This window comes from Bacteroides sp. MSK.20.12 (genome assembly GCF_019052435.1).
Classification (GTDB): Bacteria; Bacteroidota; Bacteroidia; order Bacteroidales; family Bacteroidaceae; genus Bacteroides; species Bacteroides xylanisolvens.
In genome coordinates this window covers 20950-41644 of record NZ_JAHQVH010000043.1, presented here as the reverse complement: position 1 = coordinate 41644, position 20695 = coordinate 20950, and the positions used below count along the sequence as shown (strand labels likewise).

General features: G+C 44.3%; 11 protein-coding genes. All 11 read right to left on the bottom strand.

Annotated features, from left to right (window positions below):
• Nucleotide 1: 1 nt before the first annotated feature.
• A complete protein-coding gene (mreD, locus tag KTR06_RS19120) occupies nucleotides 2-499 on the bottom strand; it encodes a rod shape-determining protein MreD (RefSeq protein WP_004304913.1) in 498 nt (165 codons plus the stop codon).
• A complete protein-coding gene (gene mreC / locus KTR06_RS19115; protein ID WP_004304914.1) occupies nucleotides 496-1341 on the bottom strand; it encodes a rod shape-determining protein MreC in 846 nt (281 codons plus the stop codon). The genes mreD and mreC overlap by 4 nt, the downstream gene beginning before the upstream one ends.
• 7 nt (nucleotides 1342-1348) lie before the next feature.
• The gene (locus KTR06_RS19110) at nucleotides 1349-2371 is read right to left on the bottom strand and encodes a rod shape-determining protein (protein WP_004304915.1); all 1023 of its coding nucleotides are present in this window, start codon (nucleotides 2369-2371) and stop codon (nucleotides 1349-1351) included.
• Nucleotides 2372-2497: 126 nt separating this feature from the next.
• Nucleotides 2498-4021, bottom strand: a complete 1524-nt coding sequence (gene purH, locus KTR06_RS19105; RefSeq protein ID WP_008645257.1) for a bifunctional phosphoribosylaminoimidazolecarboxamide formyltransferase/IMP cyclohydrolase — start codon at nucleotides 4019-4021, stop codon at nucleotides 2498-2500.
• A gap of 151 nt (nucleotides 4022-4172) precedes the next feature.
• Nucleotides 4173-6209, bottom strand: a complete 2037-nt coding sequence (locus KTR06_RS19100; protein WP_203462838.1) for a M13 family metallopeptidase — start codon at nucleotides 6207-6209, stop codon at nucleotides 4173-4175.
• Between the two features lie 209 nt (nucleotides 6210-6418).
• Nucleotides 6419-8374 carry an ABC-F family ATP-binding cassette domain-containing protein gene (locus KTR06_RS19095; RefSeq protein ID WP_004314402.1) on the bottom strand — a complete coding sequence of 652 codons (1956 nt, stop codon included), beginning with the start codon at nucleotides 8372-8374 and terminating at the stop codon, nucleotides 6419-6421.
• 142 nt (nucleotides 8375-8516) lie between these two features.
• Nucleotides 8517-9428 carry a hypothetical protein gene (locus KTR06_RS19090; RefSeq protein ID WP_004299937.1) on the bottom strand — a complete coding sequence of 304 codons (912 nt, stop codon included), beginning with the start codon at nucleotides 9426-9428 and terminating at the stop codon, nucleotides 8517-8519.
• Nucleotides 9429-9952: 524 nt separating this feature from the next.
• A complete protein-coding gene (locus KTR06_RS19085) occupies nucleotides 9953-12295 on the bottom strand; it encodes a BamA/TamA family outer membrane protein (protein ID WP_217290710.1) in 2343 nt (780 codons plus the stop codon).
• Between the two features lie 2 nt (nucleotides 12296-12297).
• Entirely contained in the window at nucleotides 12298-16809 is a 4512-nt protein-coding gene (locus tag KTR06_RS19080; RefSeq protein ID WP_165861860.1) for a translocation/assembly module TamB domain-containing protein, read from the bottom strand.
• A 114-nt stretch (nucleotides 16810-16923) separates the two neighbouring features.
• Nucleotides 16924-19242 (bottom strand): ATP-binding protein, encoded by a 2319-nt coding sequence (locus tag KTR06_RS19075; RefSeq protein WP_117809425.1) that lies wholly within the window; start codon nucleotides 19240-19242, stop codon nucleotides 16924-16926.
• A gap of 34 nt (nucleotides 19243-19276) precedes the next feature.
• Complete coding sequence (locus KTR06_RS19070) at nucleotides 19277-20635, bottom strand: MATE family efflux transporter (RefSeq protein WP_004313043.1); 1359 nt, start codon at nucleotides 20633-20635, stop codon at nucleotides 19277-19279.
• Between the last annotated feature and the right edge of the window lie 60 nt (nucleotides 20636-20695).

Sequence of the window (20695 nt, the reverse complement as noted above, 5' to 3'; positions counted from 1 at the left end):
GTTACTTCTTAATCCCTTCTATAGCTATGATACAGGTTACAGTCAGAATAGTGCAAAGAAGCACTCGCAACAGTAACAGCCAAATGCTGGTAAATGAGAAGAACTCAATGGAGAGTAATGCCAGACTGTGCACAAAAACACTTGCAGTAGTATATTTTAAGAAAGGACTGATTCCCATCGTCTTGAAAGAGGGAATAAGGCTGTCCGGATTATCACGGGGTGTGAACAAACGAAGCAAAGAGGGCCGGAGAAAAGCGAGCAACACAGTAGCCGCCGCATTCATTCCCGGAGTATCGGAAAAGATGTCAATGGTCAGTCCGAAGAAGAAAGCCCACAGCATCAGTTCATTGCGGGAAGTACCGGAGCTGAACTTCAGAATAAAGTAGATATAGAGAAAAGGAGTTGCGTATCCGGCAATATGCACATTATTCAGAATCAATACCTGAAGAAGCACCAAGCCGATAAACCATCCGATTCTATGTATATAAGTAATTATCATTCTTGCGTCACCTTGTTTTCAAGTTTCTTCTGTTCTTCCTGTCCCGTCCGGGCTATCACGCGAACATCACTCAATTTACCGAAATCAGTAGCCAGCTTAATCTTCAACAGATAGGAAAGTCCGTCATTAGAGTCGGACATATCATCCACCGTTCCCACCATAACACCTTCCGGGAAGACAGTCGAGAAGCCGCTGGTGACTACTGTATCTCCCAAATTAAACTCTGCATGACGAGGCAGGTCTTTCAGATAAGCATAGCGCGAATCTCCATGTTCCCACTTCAGGTAGCCGAAGTAATCGCTACCAACAATCTTACAACTGATATTCGACTTGCTGTTCAATACCGAAATCACTACCGAATAGGAAGGGGATGTTTCGTAAACAATCCCTACAATTCCATTGCCGTCCACCACTCCCATTTCGGAGCGAATGCCGGAAGAAGAGCCTTTATCGAGCGTGATATAATTATCAACGAGATTCAAACTGTTCTTTATCACATGAGCCTTGAACAGCTCATAATCCGTCTCCGATACCTGCCGGATGCTGTTGATGGTCATAGAATCGAGCTGACGCTCTTTTAATGCTTTCTCCAGATTAGTAATCTGTTGTTCGAGCACCATGTTCCGGTCCAGCAGATCGTCATTGACCGATTTCAGATGAAAATAAGAGGAAATTCCTCCCGAAACTTCATAAACTGCCCCTACAACCGTATTGGCAGAAGTGAAAAATGCACTCTGCTGATAACGGTTGAACCGAAATAACAAAACAAAACTGGCTACCTCCAATACGATGAAGAGGAACCAGTAATTGTATTTCAGAAGGAAGTTTAATAAATTCCTCATTCCCGGTTTATCTCATTAAGAAAGAGAAACGGTCTACGTTCTTTAATGCCACACCTGTACCTTTGGCAACTGCGTGCAAAGGATCTTCCGCAATATGGAAAGGAATGTTGATCTTGTCGGTCAAACGCTTATCCAGTCCACGAAGCAATGCACCACCTCCGGAGAGATAGATACCATTGTGTACAATATCAGCATACAGTTCAGGAGGCGTATTTTCCAATGCACTCAAGATAGCCGTTTCGATCTTTGAAATAGATTTCTCCAAACAGTGAGCCACTTCCTGATAGCATACAGGCACTTCCATCGGAAGAGCTGTGATACGGTTCGGACCATGAACGATATAATCTTCCGGAGCGTCTTCACCCAGTTCGGTTAAAGCAGCACCCACGTTGATTTTGATACGTTCGGCCATACGCTCGCTGACTTTCACATTGTGCTGACGGCTCATGTATTCGCGAATATCTTCCGTCAGGTCATCACCGGCAGTACGGATGGAGTTGTTGGAAACGATACCTCCCAAAGAGATAACAGCAATTTCCGTAGAACCACCACCTATATCGACAATCATGTTTCCTTCCGGAGCTTCTACGTCGATACCGATACCGATTGCCGCAGCCATCGGTTCAAAAATCAAATAGACGTCACGGCCACCGGCATGTTCCGCAGAGTCGCGGACAGCACGGAGTTCGACTTCCGTACTTCCCGAAGGAACGCCAATCACCATGCGAAGAGAAGGTGAAAACAAATGGTTGCGAGTATTCACCTGCTTTATCAAACCGCGCATCATCTGCTCGCAAGCATAGAAGTCGGCAATCACTCCGTCTCTCAACGGACGGATGGTACGTATGTTTTCGTGGGTTTTTTCATGCATCAACTTCGCCTTTTCCCCCACGGCAATCATCTTTTCTGTACGGCGATCCAGAGCTACAACCGAAGGCTCATCCACCACGATTTTTCCGTTCGTGATGATGATAGTATTGGCTGTGCCCAAGTCCATTGCTATCTCTTGTGTAAAAGAAAATAATCCCATTTTTTTATTTACTATTTGACAATTTACTATTTACTATTTGATACATACTTATTACTATCTGACAATCAAATCCATATTGCCGAACGGCTGAATAGTAAATTGTAAATTGTCAAATAGTAAATCGCTTTAGTGTTTAAAATGACGGATACCGGTAGTCACCATCGCCATACCGTGCTCATTGCAATAAGCAAATGATAAATCGTCTTTTACCGAACCTCCCGGTTGGATAACAGCCGTAATACCTTCTTTATCTGCAATTTCCACACAGTCGGGGAACGGGAAGAAGGCATCGGAAGCCATGACTGCACCATTCAGGTCGAAACCGAATGATTTGGCTTTTTCAATTGCTTGTTTCAATGCGTCTACACGTGAAGTCTGTCCTACACCGCTTGCAAGAAGTTGTTTATCCTTTGCCAATACGATGGCGTTGGATTTGCTGTTCTTTACAATTTTGTTGGCAAACAACATATCTTCCACTTCTTCCGGAGTAGGAGCTTTGTCTGTCACGGTTTTCAGGTCGGCTACCGTTTCAATATTAGTATCTTTATCCTGCACCAATACGCCATTCAGCAAAGCACGGAATTGTTTCTTAGGCAATTTAGCTTCCTTACGAACGAGGATGATGCGGTTCTTTTTCTGTCCCAGGATTTCGAGTGCATCCACATCATAATCCGGCGCGATAACCACTTCGAAGAAAATCTTGTTGATTTCTTCCGCAGCTTCTTTGTCGATGACACCATTCGTAATCAATACACCTCCGAAAGCAGAAACCGGATCACCGGCCAATGCGTCTTTCCAAGCTTCCAAAACTGTAGCACGGGAAGCTAATCCGCAAGCGTTGTTGTGTTTCAGGATAGCGAAAGTGAGGTCATCGAATTCGTCGATCAAGTCAACGGCTGCGTTGATGTCGAGAAGATTGTTATAAGAGATTTCTTTTCCGTGAATCTGGTCGAACATTGCTTCCAGATTTCCGTAGAAATAACCTTTCTGATGTGGGTTCTCACCGTAACGAAGTTGCTTCTGGCTATTAACAGAGCAACGGAAAGCAGAACCTTCGCCGGCATCGAAATAGTTGAAAATAGCTGAATCGTAGTGAGAAGAAACGGCAAATGCTTCTTTAGCCATCCAGCGACGTTCTTCAAGTGAAGAAGTAGCGCCGTGCTCCATCAACATATCCAATAATGGTTTGTATTGAGCTTGAGAAGCTACGATGATTACATCGTTATAGTTCTTGGCTGCGGCACGAATCAGTGAGATTCCGCCTATATCGATTTTTTCAATAATGTCTGCTTCAGATGCACCGGAAGCTACGGTAGCTTCGAACGGATACAAATCAACAATAACCAGATCTATCTCGGGAATTTCATATTTCTCAATCTGTTGCATATCCTGTTCCAGACCGCGACGACAAAGAATACCTCCGAAAATTTTCGGATGTAATGTCTTTACTCTACCACCGAGAATAGAAGGATAAGTGGTCAAATCTTCCACTGCCTTGCAAGGATATCCCAATGATTCAATAAACTGACGAGTTCCGCCTGTTGACAAAAACTCTACTCCCTCTTCATGAAGTTTGGTAATAATTTCATCCAAACCTTCTTTATGGTATACAGATACCAATGCAGTTTTTATTCTTTTAGACTCTGACATTGAATTGCTTATTAAGTATTTGGTGTGCAAAGTTACGAAATATTGTTTATCGTACGTAATAAATAAGGTGTGAATTAATAAAAAAAAGCGTTGACTCTCCTCAACGGAAAATCAACGCCTCTTCGCATATATGTTCTCTATTCAAAAACTATTACCAAATAGACACTCGTTTTTCTTTAGGTACGAACATCGAATCCTGTTCGGTGATTTTGAATGCTTCATACCAATTCTGAATATGAGGAAGAGCACCGTCCACACGCCATTTGCCTAATGAGTGAGGATCAAGTTTGGTCAATCGGAGAATTTCTTCCGGACGGATATTTCCTGCCCACACATTAGCGTAAGCTAGGAAGAAACGTTGTTCCGGAGTAAATCCGTCAATAATTTCCAGCGGTGCGGCTTCTGTTGCATTCTTGAATGCCTGGAAAGAAACTTGCAAACCTCCGTGGTCGGCAATGTTCTCTCCAAGTGTCAGGCTACCGTTTGCGTGTACGCCCGGAGCTACTTCAATGCTGTCAAAGAAGTTAACCATCACCTGTGCCCGTTCTTCGAACTTTTTAGCATCCTCTTCTGTCCACCAATCTTTCAGGTTTCCGTCTTTGTCATATTGACGTCCCTGATCGTCAAATCCATGAGTCATCTCATGGCCGATTACCACGCCGATTGCACCGTAGTTCATAGCATCGTCCGCATTCATATCGAAGAACGGAGGTTGCAGGATAGCTGCCGGGAAGCAGATTTCATTGGTAGTCGGGTTATAATAAGCGTTCACTGTTTGAGGAGTCATCAACCATTCATCCTTGTCTACCGGTTTGCCGGCTTTGGCAATCATTTCGTTGTAATCCCATTCGTTGGCACGCTCGATATTTGCCCAGTAAGAATCATCTTTGATCTCCAGTGCGGAGTAATCTTTCCATTTATCAGGATAACCTATTTTTACATGGAAGGTTGCCAGTTTCTCCAACGCTTTTTCCTTGGTCGGTTCACTCATCCATTCCAAACCTTTGATACGTTCTCCTAAAGAAGTTTGCAGGTTCTTCACCAATGTAACCATACGTTCTTTGGCAGCAGCCGGGAAGTACTTCTCTACATACATCTGTCCTACCACTTCGCCAAGTACACCATCTACGGTGCTCACGGAACGTTTCCAGCGAGGTTGCATTTCTTTCTTTCCAGACATTGTCCTGCTGTAGAAATCGAAGTTCTGTGCTTCAAAATCATCGCTTAGATAAGAAGCGGCAGCATCTATCAATCCCCATTGGAGGTACAGTTTCTGATCGTCCAATGATACGGTGTTTATCACATCGGCTACTTCCTTCATGGCAGCAGGCTGACCTATATTCACTTCTTCCAAATCTTTCAAACCGGAAACGGTGAAATAAGTATCCCAGTCAAAAGTAGGGAAGTTCTTTTTCAGCGTCGCCCTATCCATCTTGTTATAATTAGCATGAGGATCACGCAATTCCACTTGTGAACGAGCCGCTTTCGCCAAGCGAGTTTCGATGTTCATCACTGCTTTCACAGCTTTCTGTGCAGTAGCCTCATCATAACCTGCCAACTGGAACATTTTGGCGATATGTTCCTGATATTTATTACGGATATTTTTAGTCTGCTCGTCATTCTCCAGATAATAGTCACGCTGTCCCATTCCGATACCACCTTGATAGGTCTGTACGATATTCATGGAACTGTTCATATCATCTGCACTTACAAACATGGTGAAGTAAGGACGGATGCCTTTCTTCTGGCTCTCGGCGATATATGCATAGATTTCTCCTTTATCCTTGAGAGCGTCAATGGCTGCCAGTTCTGCTTTGATCGGAGCTACACCTTCCTGGTTCAGCTTCACGCTATCCATTGCGATATTATAAAGATCGCCTACTTTCTGCGCAGCACTGCCCGGTGCGTTATCTTTCTTCGCTGCCAATTCGGCAATCAATGCTTTCAGTTGTTCACGACTGTTTTCGCGCAACATGTCGAATGTACCGAAACGTGAATACTCGTCTGTCAGCGGATGATCTTTCACCCAACCTCCACAGGCATATTGATAAAAACTTGTACCCGGCATAGCCGTGGTATCCAGATTAGCAAGGTCGATACCGGACGTCAGCACGGCCTCTTTCTTACTGTTACATCCTGTTGTCATAAGGCATACGGCAAGAATTGGTAAATACTTGGTTACTTTCATATTGTATAAATAATTAAATAGTCTCTCTAATCAGCAATCATCCTACCCGCAGTCCGGCACCGAGGAAGAAGGTGACCGACACCGAGGAACGCCTCGTTCCTCAACGAGAAACACCTGTTTCGACACCGAGAAACAGATACCCGCCAGGAATACCTTCTACCGAGGTATAACGTTTCTCTCACATAGTGCCCGGAAGTATGCGTTTTGTTCTAATTTTTCGTTTCTTCCAGTTCCATCGAAACCCGTTCCCACTCTTCAACAATGCCATCCAACTGTTGCTTCAGTTTTTGATGCCGTTCATAGAGCTGCATATCCGAAGCTCCTTCGGGAGTTGCCATCTTCGCTTCTACGATAGCAATCGCGGATTCGGTTTCCTCTATTGAGGCTTCGCAGTCCGCCACTTGGCGTTCGAGTTTCTTAATCTTCTTATTAAGTTCTTTCTGGGCTTCGTAAGAGAGCTTATTCTCCGAAGGCTGAACGGTTTCAGGTTCATTACCTTTAGCTGAAGCCGTGGGAGAAGCCGACAATCCCGCTCCTTTCTGAAGCTCGTTCAAGCTATCTATCTTTTTCTTTTGCAAGAATTCATAGATACCTCCAAGGTGTTCTTTTACAAGTCCACCGCCAAACTCATATACTTTAGTCGCAAGTCCATCCAGAAAATCACGGTCGTGGCTGACAAGAATCACTGTTCCGTCAAATTCGCGGATAGCTTCCTTCAAAACATCTTTCGAACGCATATCCAAATGATTGGTCGGTTCGTCCAGAATCAGTAGATTTACGGGTTCCAGCAGAAGTTTAATCATCGCCAATCGCGTACGTTCTCCTCCGGAAAGGACTTTCACCTTTTTATCCGAAGCTTCGCCTCCAAACATGAAAGCTCCCAGTATATCACGTATCTTCAGACGGATATCTCCTGTCGCTACTCGGTCAATCGTATCGAATACAGTCAGGTTCTCATCCAACATTTGTGCCTGGTTCTGCGCAAAATAACCGATTTGTACATTATGTCCGATCGTTAGTTTGCCTTCGAAATCAATTTCGTCCATGATACATTTCACCAAGGTAGACTTACCCTCTCCGTTCTTTCCGACGAAAGCCACTTTCTCTCCCCTGTTGATAGTCAGGTTGACATCATGGAAAACGACATGGCTGCCATACGCTTTGCGCACATCTTCGCAAATCACAGGATAGTTTCCGCTACGACTGGCTGGAGGGAATTTTAAACGCAAGGCGGAATTATCTTCCTCGTCCACTTCGATGCGGTCTATCTTTTCCAGTTGCTTGATACGGCTTTGCACCTGTACGGCCTTCGTTGCTTTATAACGGAAGCGTTCAATAAAATCTTCCGTATCTTGTATTTGTTTCTGCTGATTTTCGTAAGCACGGAGCTGTTGCTCACGGCGTTCTTTACGCAAGACTACAAATTCATCGTACTTCACTTTGTAGTCGTAAATCTGACCGCAAGTAATTTCGATGGTGCGGGTAGTTACGTTATTCAGGAAAGCACGGTCATGGCTGACTAATACGACTGCATTGGCACGTGTAGACAAAAAGTTTTCCAACCATTGGATACTTTCAATATCAAGGTGATTGGTCGGCTCATCGAGCAAAAGCACGTCCGGGCGTCGTAAAAGCAGTTTTGCCAATTCGATACGCATACGCCATCCACCGGAAAACTCCGAAGTAGGGCGTTCAAAATCTTCCCGGCTGAATCCCAATCCAAGAAGTGTCCGTTCGATTTCCGCCTGAAAGTTCGTACCGCCCATCATCAGGAAGCGGTCGTTTTCATGCGTGAAACGGTCTATCAACTGATGATATTCTTCCGAATCATAGTCTGTCCGTTCCGCCAGTTCCTGATTCATCCGTTCCAACTTCGCCTGAAGCTCAAATATATGTTCGAATGCCAGTTCTGCCTCTCCCATCACCGTCCGGTTGTCGGAAAGAATCATGACCTGTGGCAAATATCCGATGGTTACATCTTTCGGAGTAGCTACCACTCCGCGTGTCGGTGACTGCAAACCTGCCAATATCTTCAGCATGGTTGATTTGCCGGCACCATTTTTGCCGACCAGCGCAATGCGGTCTTTCTTATTAATTACATAGCTGACGTCCTCAAAAAGCGGCGTCGCATTAAATTCTACTGATAATCCTTCTACTGAAATCACTTCTGCTTCTGATTTATAACATTTTGGACTGCAAAGATACTGAATATTTATTAGATACTACTTAGTATGATACGTTATGAAAAACAAAAAAAGCAGTCATTCTTATGAATGGCTGCTCTCTATCTTAATCAATGGCTCTTCTTTAGAACAACTTAGCAGGATATTCACCGGCATCTACCAATGCCTGAATCTTGTCTACTACGCTCTGACGGTCTTCCGGATAAGTAACCCCGAACCACTTGCTGGTAGTATCCAGTACTTCAACAGTGGCAGTTCCGTCATTAATCAATTTATCTACCATCAATGGGATGAAGAATTCGCTCTTCAGGTTTTCCATATTCTTCGGATCGCTAAGGAAAGTCTTGAAGAATTCCTGGCTGTAAGCGAAGTAATCAGGAGTGAATCCCCAGAAGTTCATACTTACCGGAGTCGTGTCGGGAGTAGCCGTCCATTCGCCATCATCACCGATATATTTCACTTCACCGTCCAGACGTTGAATCTTCGTACGTTCTACCACAGATGTCAACAATCCTTTAGCATCTGTACTACAGATACCACGAGATACCGTACCGCTTTCGCTCAATGTATTTCCTACACGGAAACCTACCATTGAATAAACGTTCTTTGAATTTTCAGGAAGAGCAGAAAGGAATTTACCCATCACTTGGAAAGAATCACGACCATAGAAGTCATCGCAGTTAATCACTGCAAACGGTTCTTTAATCACATCAGCACCCATCATTACTGCATGGTTAGTACCCCAAGGTTTGGTACGGTCTGCCGGGCAAGTAAAGCCTTCCGGAAGATCGTCGATTGATTGAAATACCAGTTCGCAAGGAATGTGACCTTCGTATTTGGAAATAATTTTATCACGGAAATCTTGTTCAAAATCTTTGCGGATTACAAATACAAGTTTGCCAAATCCGGCATTGATAGCATCATAGATTGAGTAATCCATAATAGTTTCGCCATTAGGACCCAGTCCGTCTAATTGCTTCAAGCCTCCATAACGGCTACCCATACCGGCTGCCAATAAGAATAAAGTTGGTTTCATAAATTGTGTAATATTAAAAGGTTAGTGATGTCAACGGCATCAGATTTCGTTGCAAATTTACAAAAACTTTCTTTCTTTTGTCTTGAAACAAAAGAAAGAAACAAAGAAAAATTCAAGACTGACTTTTTTCTCCTACTCACACCCTTCACTACGCTAAAGGGCAGAAACTCGCTTCGCTCAAACAATCTGCCCTTTTTAACGCTTCGTTACGGGTGTTCGCTTAACGGAGAAAAAAGTAGGTCGGAAAACCTTTCGGCATGTAAACCCATGCAGAATCAAAAGTACATCAATGACAAATCAAGAAATCCGGTAATTCATTAACCTATGCAGCAAACACGCCGAAAGGGGATCGGCCTCGTTTTTCCGGCGTTAAGCGCAGGCGTTTTCTCCAGCGTTAAAAAGGGCAGACTGTTTGAGCGAAGCGAGTTTCTGCCCTTTAGCCGGAGAGAACACCGGAGTAGCCGGAAAAACGCAGCCTTGAATTTTCTTTGGTTCTTTCTTTGTTTCAAGACAAAGAAAGAACGTTAGAAGGGATAACCGATAGCAAAATGTATTCCCAGATTCTTCATAAAGGATCCTGTGACATTGTAATATCCGCTTCGTTCTGTATCGTAAGGCAGATGCAAAGGAATACCGAAATCAAGACGGAACACAAGAATATCCATATCATAACGAATACCGACACCGGTGCCCAGAGCGATCTGTTTCGGGAACGTTTTCAGTTCGAGTTGTGAATTGGGACGGGCCTCATCCTTGCGCATCAACCAGACGTTTCCCGCATCCAGGAAAGTGGCTCCCCAAATGCTCTTAAAGATACGGAAACGGTATTCTACATTTGCCTCAAAACGGAAAGTACCCGTCTGGTCGAGGTAAGAGTAGCGGCTTTCTGCCGGATGGTATCCACCCGGGCCGATGCTACGTACCGTAAAAGCGCGGATGCTGTTGGCACCACCCACATAGAATTGTTCGCTGTAAGGGGCTATCGTTGCATTACCGTAGGCGAAGAGAGCGCCCAAAGCTATACGGGAAGCAATCTTATTATTCTTGTCCATATTCCACAAATGGCGGAATTCCGTATTCAGTTTCACAAACTGCGCGAAAGGGACGTTCAGCAAACGCTTGTCCTCTTTGCTGAAAGACTGACCGAAAGCACGGTAAATCACCGAGGTCAGGTTACCGGCAGAGGTTACAGTCGATTGCCACCAAATTGGATTTTTAATACCGCGTGCGGAGGCATTATCATACGTATAGGTATATTCCATAGCAGGAATAAACTGGTCTTTCAAACTGATATATAATGCAGGATTGGCATCGGCTATTTCCCTGAACTCTTCCGATTGGTGTTGCAGGACGTTGAATGTCAGTTTGAAAGGGGTAATACTATGACGGCTTGTACGTGTCGGTTGGAAATCGTAGGTAGCATTTCCGCCGAATGACAATAGTTTATAATACCTGGCACGGTTCAACTGGTCGATGTATAAACGGAATGTAGTGGTAGCCGGGAAGTCAAACTCCCTTTTCCCCCAATGCGGGAAAACCACGCGCGGGAAAGTCAGAGAGGTAGAAACTCCCATCTCCCAGCTGTTCATTAAAGAGCTTTTTTCTCCTCCGCCGGTTTGCCATTCATAAGAGCCTTTCAGCTTCACGTTCCAGCTTTCGCCACCTCCGAATACATTGTTCCGGGTGACGCCGAATGATGCCCCGGGACCGGTTTGGTCGTTACTTTTGGTTACGACATTCAATTCCAGTTCGGCGTCCAGCGGCTTAGCAAACGTGGCCTGCATGGTTACGTTCAGCGTATCACAAACGGCTGTCGTATCTTTCGGAGCATATTGTAAATCCAGATAACTGAAGATTCCCAACTGGCTAAGTTTCTCCTGCACCTGCTCCTGTCGATACTGACTGTAAAGACGAGTGCGATTGGAAGCCCGCATCTGTGCATTCCGCACAAACTGTTGATAGTTCAACCAACGATAAAGCATATTCGGACGTACCTGCAATTTCTTATAATAATGTATATTCAGATTCTTATACATCATGCTGTCATTGGGCGCCTCACCATTCTTGCCAAACAGGTAAACAGAAGCATCTCCTACATAGTAAGGACGTTGTGCCGCAGCAGGTAATCCCGGAACGGGAATCAGACGAAGGCTGATATGTCCACCGGGAACCAATGTCGTATCTGCCTGATAAGTCATATAATCGGGACGGAAGTAAAAATATCCCCGGTTACGCAACAGCGTACTGATACGGGTACGCTCTTCATCCAGATCGACCACGTTAAACTGCTCGCCGGGACTTATATAAGACATTCGACGTCCCCGTTCCATAATGCGCAACGTTTGAGGAGTGAAACGCTGATAATAGACCGTATCTATAAAATAAGGATTCTTCATGTCTACCGTATACAGAATACTTGCTTTCAGGCTGTCTTTCTTATCGACCAATGTTTCATAAGTCACTTTCCCATTGAAGTAACCATAATCACGGAGCAAGTTTGTAGCCACCTTGATGCGGACCTCCGGATTGACAGTGGAAATAAATACCGGAGGGTTAGCAGCCAGACGGTTGAACATCCACTTTCCAAATCCTTTTTTATATTTCACAAAGTCATTGTACATCCACATCTTAAAAGGAATAGGCAGAAGCCCTCCCAACATCTTCGTACTGGGAGTTTTATCAAGGGCCGCCTCAATCTCTGTCAGAGCCGTCCCTCCTACCGGTGTTGTCGACTTATTCTGTATGACAGTTTTTCCTCCTGTATAAAGTACCTCCCCTTCGGGCAGATGCTTTGTCACCGAACAACCCGAGAATAAGATGATACCCATCAGGCAACTTATTAATATGTTACTATATATACCTTTCATGTTTACTTCTTTTTCTTAAAGATGAACAGTTCGCTAAGTTTATCCAGCTTCTTGCGAAGTACCAAACCGACTCCGGTTTCCGTAATCTCGCCTTCGAGTACACTTTCGTAATTTTTATCGTAGAACAGACGGACATAACGGGTTCCGGTTCTATCCAAACGATATTCCAGAGAGATGTTATCGATGAAAGATTCTGCGTCATTGGTCGCATTCTCACCCGTAGAAACTTTACCTCCGATTACAATCTGGAAACGGTTATTGAAGAGACGTTGTGAATAACGGAAACTGTAATCCGTACGCTTACCACCCGTATCCGACAGATCGTGGTCTTCGATACCGACAGAAACACTGGCATTTTTCAGGTTCCCCATCAATGAGTTGATTTGGCTACTTAATACGGAGTTCAATGCAGAACCCATATTCAGTTTACCCAGTCCACCACCTCCGCCACCAATCGGTCCGGTGCCAAGGTAGGTTTTCATAACCATGATATATAGAGCCTGTTTACCTCTCTCTTCCGCTCCCATAGCCGTCAATTCATTTTGTATGGTTGCGTCTTCGGGGGCAGATACGTCAAAGGCGAAAGACAGATTATCCAGTCGGTTCTTGACGACGATGGACACATCGAAATTAACCATACGTGTTCCGCCATTCTCTCCTTCGGAGACAGAAGCACGGATACGGTCGGTTGCTTTGAAGTTCAGCATCGGGTCCATAGGATTTCCCGTCCATTCCACATAGCTGCCGTTGTCGATAGCAAATTCTTTGGCAGCGATGACAGGCAAAGCATATTTCATCAAACCGCCGCTCAACGTATAGCGTCCGGTCAATGTCAGATCTCCTTGCGGAGTGTATTTCATTGAGAGATCACCTCCTCCCTCCAATTCAACACGATTGTCATTGCTTGCGTCCAAATCGACTTTCAAACGAACGGACGGATCGATGTGTACCATCATCACCATATCCAGCCCGCCTAAAGAAACGGTCGGCACTTCTTGCTGAACAACCGTCGTGGTGTCACTAAATGAAGTAAAGGTTACCAAACTTCCCAAACGGTCCTGCACAGTCAACGGTGAATCGGTCAATATATAAGAAACATCTGTATTGCCCAACAAGCTCATGTTTCCACGCATGTTCAATCCGTCTAACGGGCCTTTCACCGTTGCCCGGAAATCAGCATATACTTTTCCGTAAACCAGACTTTCACGGGTACGTTTGGCATCCAGAAGCGTATAGTTCTGCGCCAGCAGATTCAGATTTGCCATCGGCCGGGACATATCTCTGAAATCAACAGATCCGTCAATCGTAAATGGATTCTTTCCTGTTGTATAAATAGCGAACTTATCAAATTCCAAACGATTATTCTTTATCTGCACCGGGCGGTTATCGAACCGGAAGTTAGCACCATACTGCCGGGAAAGGACAGTAACACTATCCAATATCAGTTCGCCATTAATCAAAGGTTGTTCGGTGCTACCGGTAATGTTCAGATTACCATCCATATCACCGGCTAATGTAACCATCTGATCGGGAATGAATACGTTCGCTACACGAAGCGGGAAGTGTTCCAAAGTAGCATTTACTTCCAAACTATCTTTTCCTGTCCGGGTTGGAACCAATTTGCCATCTGCCACCATCACTTCCACATTGTCATGATTCAGATAAGCGTTAAGATATTGTTTCCCTTGTTCGCCCGGCAACCAGGTAGCTCCTAATGTTACATCACCAATTCGTTGACGTTCATAAGTCAGCTCGTCAATAGATGATTCAACCGAGAGTTGAAGATCTTTTTCAGTCTGCACATAGTGTGCTTCCGCAGAGAATAAACCGGTTATTTCCGGGAAGTAAGGCAGTACTTTGCTCAATTCGGCTAAACTGATTCTTCGGATTTCGACATCAATATTCTGTAAAGAAACAGTGTCCCCCCGCACCGAATGTACACGGAATCCCATTCCTTCATCGTCCCACATATCTACATTAGCGTATACACGCATATTCTTATGCACATAAATCCAGTTGTGATTCTCATTAAAATGGAATTTCTGGAAAGCGATAATTGGTTCTTCCGGGATTAATGTGAAAGCTAATCCATCGCCTTTTCCTTGCCCTTCAAACAAAGGACGCGCATTGACACCGAGCAGTACGCCCGTTTCTCCTTTTCCATTCTTAAAATCTACCAGCAGTTCCGCATCCCGGTCACGAATCTCTCCTGTCAGTGTAGTAGAGAAGGAGAATTGCGGATTCTTCGGTCCGTTAATAACACCGGCACGCAATTTCATGAGTGTGGTATCTTGTTTGACTGTAAAGAAAATCGTGTCCAGTTGCAAGGTGTCTACTTTCAAAGCATGAATAGCGGCTTTTCCATTAATTCCCCAATTAGGAGCTGCTCCGAATTTCACAGAAGCATCATGATAAGCTATCTTTTTAGTAGCCAGGAAATATGCCAAAGGGTTTTCTTGTCCTGCAGAGAAAGAGAAAACTGCCGTCGGTAACGCCTTACGCAGTTCAGCGTGATTCAATGCTTTCTCATCAATCTGCTTCATCAATACATCCACAAAGTGAGTAGATTGGCGAATTAAAGGATTAACGCCGGAACGTGCGTTCAAGTCGAGTTTCATATCTCCGGAAACGAAATGTGCCGAGACTAAATCCCGACGAGCTTCGGCAGCTAAATTAAAAGTAAGCGGACGCTTCATTGGCTGTGGCATGATTCCTAATTCATGTAAATCCAGTTGAGTGACATTAACCGTTATCTTACCATCAGGATAACTGTGCGCCAAATTATATTCCGCATCGGTTGTCATTTTCAATAAAGCATTGTCACTTGTCAGATGTGCGGTGACCAGTGCGCCTTTAAGGTCTCCTGTCAAATTAAGATTGGAGAGATGATATTTTGCATAATGAAGCTGATCTAATGAAAGATTCAGTTTGGCAAAAGAATGATAAGACATGACATCCAGTCCACGACCATTAGCCGCAGCCGAAAGAGACAGTTCGTAGATAGAATCTTTCGGAAGGAAGTTATGGAGTTGCAGATTGTCTATCTTCAGATCAGCTTTGTAAACTTCGGTAGATGTATTTAATGCTGCATTCACGTCCATAGCTCCTTTCCCCTCTTTCAGACGGAGGCCTGCTTTATATTCAGGACCTTTGATATCAACTTTCGCCACCAGATTCATGCTGTCAGGGACTACAATCGTACCATTGGGAGCCTCTCCTGACAGAGCGGTCAGGAAGTTCAAATTTTGAGTTGTCATTTTCAGCCCAATGGTTCCGGTACGAGTCAGGCTGTCAGCCAGGTTTTCTATCATACCGCCGCCTTCTAAAGCAAAAGCACCCGGCAAGTCTACCGTAAAACGGGAAATCTGCATTTGTTTCAAGTTACCGTCCGTACCGGCACGAATGACAAGCGGACGAAATGGATAGGCTTCTTTAAAGCTATCAGGCAATCCTCCTGCAAATAACATAACATCTTCTTTGCCGATATAGGCATTGAGATTGGCGGACAAACGTCCTGTAGTCGGGATGTTGACTAGTTCCCAATAGGTATGGGCAGATAAATCTATTTCAGAATGAGGGGTTTTTAGTTTTAAACCGGGAACACTAATGATTGAATCGTTAGAGTATGCTCTACCTGTCAGTGAAACAACACTTAATCCGGAACGTTCATTCATTGTAAACTCACGAATGACCGCATTCATGTCCCTGCCTTTATACAACAGGGAATCCAAAGCGATGCGAACATCACGAACGGCAATATGGGAAGCATCAAAACCTTCTATTGGTTGCGCGGTTCCTGTATCGTAACTGGCGGAAGTTCCCGACAACAGAAATTTCTTCAAACCATAAAACTGATTTTTCAAATCAGCCTGTGCATCATCAATAGCAGCCTCCCCGATATGAGCTGCCATCCGCATGGAATCAACAGGAAGTTGCATACTGAATGATACATTCTTTAATTTCAACTGATGAAGATCCACTTTCCAGTTTACAGGAGCAGAGGCTGTGGTATCTTTAGGAGTGGTGGTAGTATCATTCATCAGCAACTGCACATGGGTATCAGACAGTTCGGCCTGATTGATAATCGCTATTTCATTGGACAAGTCAACACCATGGCTTTGCAGGAAGAAACGTCCTAAAACGCCTTTAATCTTCATTCCTTCCATCAAATTGGCTGAATTAACGGCTACCCGGCTCAAAGTGACTTCATCCACTTCGACTTTTCCTTTTATTAACGGCCATGCCTGCACACGGACATTCAGGCTTTCCAAAGACAAAAGAGTATCCGGCTGTTGAATAACCTCTACGCCACGAACCAACAGATTAAGCGGGAAACGAAGGTCTATCCGTTCCACCTGAATCTGCATACCGGTTGCCTTAGAGGCGTATGCAGTAACCTCCCGACGCAAAAGATTCTGAACGGGAGGAACATAAAGCAATACCATTAGTATTACAAAGAGTATTATAGGAGTAAGCAGTATCCAGCTTACCCAGCGTATCCATTTTCGTTTCATGTAAAATGTGTCAGTGTAAATAAGGTGACACAAAGTAAACAAATTATTTTGAAAAAAGGTTTGGCTAATAGTAAGAAAGATACAGATACTAGCCAAGGAGTAGAAGAAAATAGCTTATCGGGTATTTTTCATCACTATCAAATAGCGCTCTGCCTCACTTATTATTTTATGGACAGCCTCTAATATATTAAGTGTTGTTTCTTCTATTTTTTCCGAGAATTTTTCTCCACGACAAGCTTCCAGCCATTTTAATGGAGTTATGGTTTCATCCGCTCCAATCATTGTAAAGAGAGGGAGGAGCTTATGCGCCATAGCAGCTATCCCGTCCACCTCTTTATCGTTCAGCGCTTGTTGCATCCGTTCGATATTCTTACCTGTTTCTTCAATAAAAGTCTGAATAATGGAGGATGCTGCTTCCGGATCGTCTTCAGAATAAGCAGTAAGTGCAGAGAAATTTATTCCGGCTGTTGCCATATCTTCTGTGATATGCGCTTCATCAGCGGAGAGTTGCCCTTCATTTACCGTCATCAATAATTCTTTTACTGTAAACGGTTTATGCAGACAACCGGCAAAGCCATGTTCATGTAAAGCTGCCTTATCCATTTCGCTACGGGCGGTCACAGCAATGACGGGGATTGTTTTTGCTTGTGGTATATTAGAAGCCCGCAATAATTTTACCAAATCAAAACCGTTAATAGCAGGCATTTGTATATCTGTCAGCAATACATCGAAGACGGAAGAGCGAAGCTGTTCGATCAACTGCTCCAGCTGTTCACAACATACCGCATCGATACCATGTTGTTTCAACATGGCAGCAGTCAGATTCAACTGAATCTTATCGTCATCGATCAAAAGAACACGGATGACTTTCATCGGAGGAATCGCGGCCGACTCCTCTGTTATATCCACATTTTCGCTTTCGGGAGATTCACTTTCCGCAATGGATTTACCTACCGGATAAAGAGGCAGAGTTACAGTAAAACAGCTTCCTTTTCCTAATGTGCTTTGCACGTCAATGGTTCCTTCAAGCAAGGTTACCAGTTTCTTCACAATAGAGAGTCCGAGTCCGAAACCTTCCTCTCCCTGCGCACCGGAAAGACGTGTAAACTCCTGAAAGATACGTTCACGATCTTCTGATGCCATTCCTTTTCCTGTATCGGCGATAGCAATGGTTAACTTAGAAGAATCATAACCGGCTGTCAGGCTAATCTCTCCTTTTTGAGTAAACTTTACGGCATTAGACAAAAGGTTGTTCACTATTTGCCGGAGTCGCAAAGGATCACTGATATATCTTCCGTTCAGTTCCGGGGCGACGTGACATTGCAAGGCTAAACCTTTGGCAGCGGTCAAAGGTTCGAAACTGACATAAATTTCGTCGAACAGCTGGGAAGGGTTAAAGGTTACACGGTTCACTTCCGCTTTATTGAGATCGAGCCGATGGAAATCGAGCAAGTCACTGACTAGTTTCAACAAATGTTCCGAAGAGCTTTTCATATTGTCGAGGTAGAACCGTTGCCGTTCATCTTCTGTCAGCCGGGACAGAAGTTCGGTATATCCCATGATTGACCCCAGCGGCGCCTTAAAGTCATGGGTAATGGCCAGCATTAATTTCTCACGGGCAACAAGCAAATCTTCCGCGCGTTTATTCGCCACCTCCAATTGCTGACGATAACGGTTGCTGCGAGAGATATCCCGCATAATCAATATCAGGAAAAAAGCAGATAATAGTACGGCACCAACCGCGATACCGCCGATGATACGCGCCGACCGCATTCTTACCTCCTGCTGAAGCTCGGCATCCTGACGGGCACGCAGGGTCATTTCTTCCTCATATTGTTTAATCAGACTATCCATTCGTGCCGTCAACTGTGTATTCATCCGCTGGTACTTCGTACTGGTACGCCGGATGGTTTTCTTCCGTTGCAACCGTTTTTCTTCGGTAGCCATGCGGATTTTCTGCTGAAGAGAATCTTTAGAAGTAGTCGGTTGAAGAATGGTATCAGTGGCTACTTCCAGCGATGTATTAACTAATACGGCACTGTCTTGTTTAGAAGGGGAAAACACTTCGGCGAGCCGTTTGAAGAATCCCTTCTTTTTAGGAGTAGTTATTAACGAGTCACGCTTGGTAATGACCCGATGTTGTACCCGTTGCTGGGTAATGACAGAATCTTGTTCGGAAATGATTTCTTCAATCTCCGAAGCAGAGAGAAGGCTGTCGTTTGCTTCACTTAACACCCGCAACATCTGAATCGTGTTTTGATCTTTCTCGTGGAGAAGGGTCAATAGACTATCAGTTCTTAAGTTCTGCTGATCGTCGGCTGCCGACAATGCTTCCATCTCACGATGTACAAACACCAGCGAGAAAAGGAGGATCGCCAGTAACAAAGTGTAACCGGCGGTTATTTTCAACTTTGTAAAACGGAAGGAAGCCATTGGGATAAAAGTTTTAAGTATTAAGTATTAAGTATTAGGTTTTGGGGTGGGGTTCGGGGAGTTTTGTCATGTAGTGGAAACGCCACCAGAGCATTAGTCCCGCACTCGTCAGACCAAAAGGAAATGCCATCCAGACACCTACTATCCCCCATCCCATTACAAAGCCGCAGAAATATCCTACGGGAAGCGAAATAACGAAATAGGCGATAAAGGCGATAACCATCATTAGTTTTACATCTGAAATTCCACGCAAAGCATTGGCGAAAGTGATTTGAAGCCCGTCGCCAAACTGATAGACAAGGAAAGGAAAAATTAAAGATGTCACCATAGCAACCACTTCCTGGCTGTCGGTAAACCAGCTTCCCAAGTAATTCCGGCAAAGGAAGACAATCAAGGAAAGCACGACACCCAATGTCATCATCAGATGAAAACCGGCATAGGCTGAACGGCGTACATTGACGATGTCATTCTGGCCTTTGAAATTGCTGACACGAACAGCAACAGCAGCCCCCATACCGTAATACATCATAAAGGTAAACTGCGAAATAGCCAACATCACCTGATGAGAAGCCAAAGCGATCGTACCTAGCCAACCGATCATGATAGCACTCAAACTAAAGGAGGCTGTCTCCATTCCCATCTGGAAAGCAATCGGCCATCCTAGTCCATTCAAGCGTCCAAATACTGCACGTGACCATCCCAAACGGAAAAAGCCAATCTTATAACGGACGAAACGCGGACTACGCATAAAGATGATTATAAATACAATCACCATCACAATACGCGAAAACAACGTACTAATACCTGCTCCCAACAAACCTAATTCGGGCAATCCGAGTTTACCGTAAATCAGGATATAGTTTCCTATGATATTCAAGACATTTCCTCCAAGCAATATCCACATGGCGGTTTGGGTATCCGTTATTCCGTCTGTGAATTGCTTGAATCCATTGAAAAGCATGACAAACACTAATGAAGCAAGCAAAACAAGGTAATACGGTTTAATCAGAGGAATCAATTCTTCCGGCTGTCCGAGATGCTCGATATTCAGATAAAGAACAGTCATACATATAGTCAGCAGCAATGCAACCATCAGATTTGCCAACAAGCTGTTGCGCAATGCCTGTCCGGCAGGAGCATACTGATGAGTCCCATACAGCCCTCCTACAATGGGAGTCAGTCCATACGAAAACCCTGTACTGAAAATAATCGCCAGATTAAACACATTATTTACGAAGGAAGCTGCTCCCAGCTCAATCGTACTATGATGTCCGATCATTAACGTATCCGCAAATCCGAGAACGATCACTCCTATTTGCCCGATCACAATCGGTAGTCCGAGAAAAATTAGTGCTTTATAATGCTCTTTATATGTACTATAAATATGTCTCATTTACTTTTCCGTTACCTAAACGTATCTCCATTTTCAGGCAAAGGGACTTTCCCCTTTCAC

Coding starts and splice junctions, on each gene's coding strand:
- KTR06_RS19090 (WP_004299937.1), bottom strand. CDS start 9,428: ATGAAACCAACTTTATTCTTATTGGCAGCCGGTATGGGTAGCCGTTAT.
- mreC (WP_004304914.1), bottom strand. CDS start 1,341: ATGAGGAATTTATTAAACTTCCTTCTGAAATACAATTACTGGTTCCTC.
- KTR06_RS19100 (WP_203462838.1), bottom strand. CDS start 6,209: ATGAAAGTAACCAAGTATTTACCAATTCTTGCCGTATGCCTTATGACA.
- KTR06_RS19110 (WP_004304915.1), bottom strand. CDS start 2,371: ATGGGATTATTTTCTTTTACACAAGAGATAGCAATGGACTTGGGCACA.
- purH (WP_008645257.1), bottom strand. CDS start 4,021: ATGTCAGAGTCTAAAAGAATAAAAACTGCATTGGTATCTGTATACCAT.
- KTR06_RS19085 (WP_217290710.1), bottom strand. CDS start 12,295: ATGAAAGGTATATATAGTAACATATTAATAAGTTGCCTGATGGGTATC.
- KTR06_RS19070 (WP_004313043.1), bottom strand. CDS start 20,635: ATGAGACATATTTATAGTACATATAAAGAGCATTATAAAGCACTAATT.
- KTR06_RS19080 (WP_165861860.1), bottom strand. CDS start 16,809: ATGAAACGAAAATGGATACGCTGGGTAAGCTGGATACTGCTTACTCCT.
- KTR06_RS19075 (WP_117809425.1), bottom strand. CDS start 19,242: ATGGCTTCCTTCCGTTTTACAAAGTTGAAAATAACCGCCGGTTACACT.
- mreD (WP_004304913.1), bottom strand. CDS start 499: ATGATAATTACTTATATACATAGAATCGGATGGTTTATCGGCTTGGTG.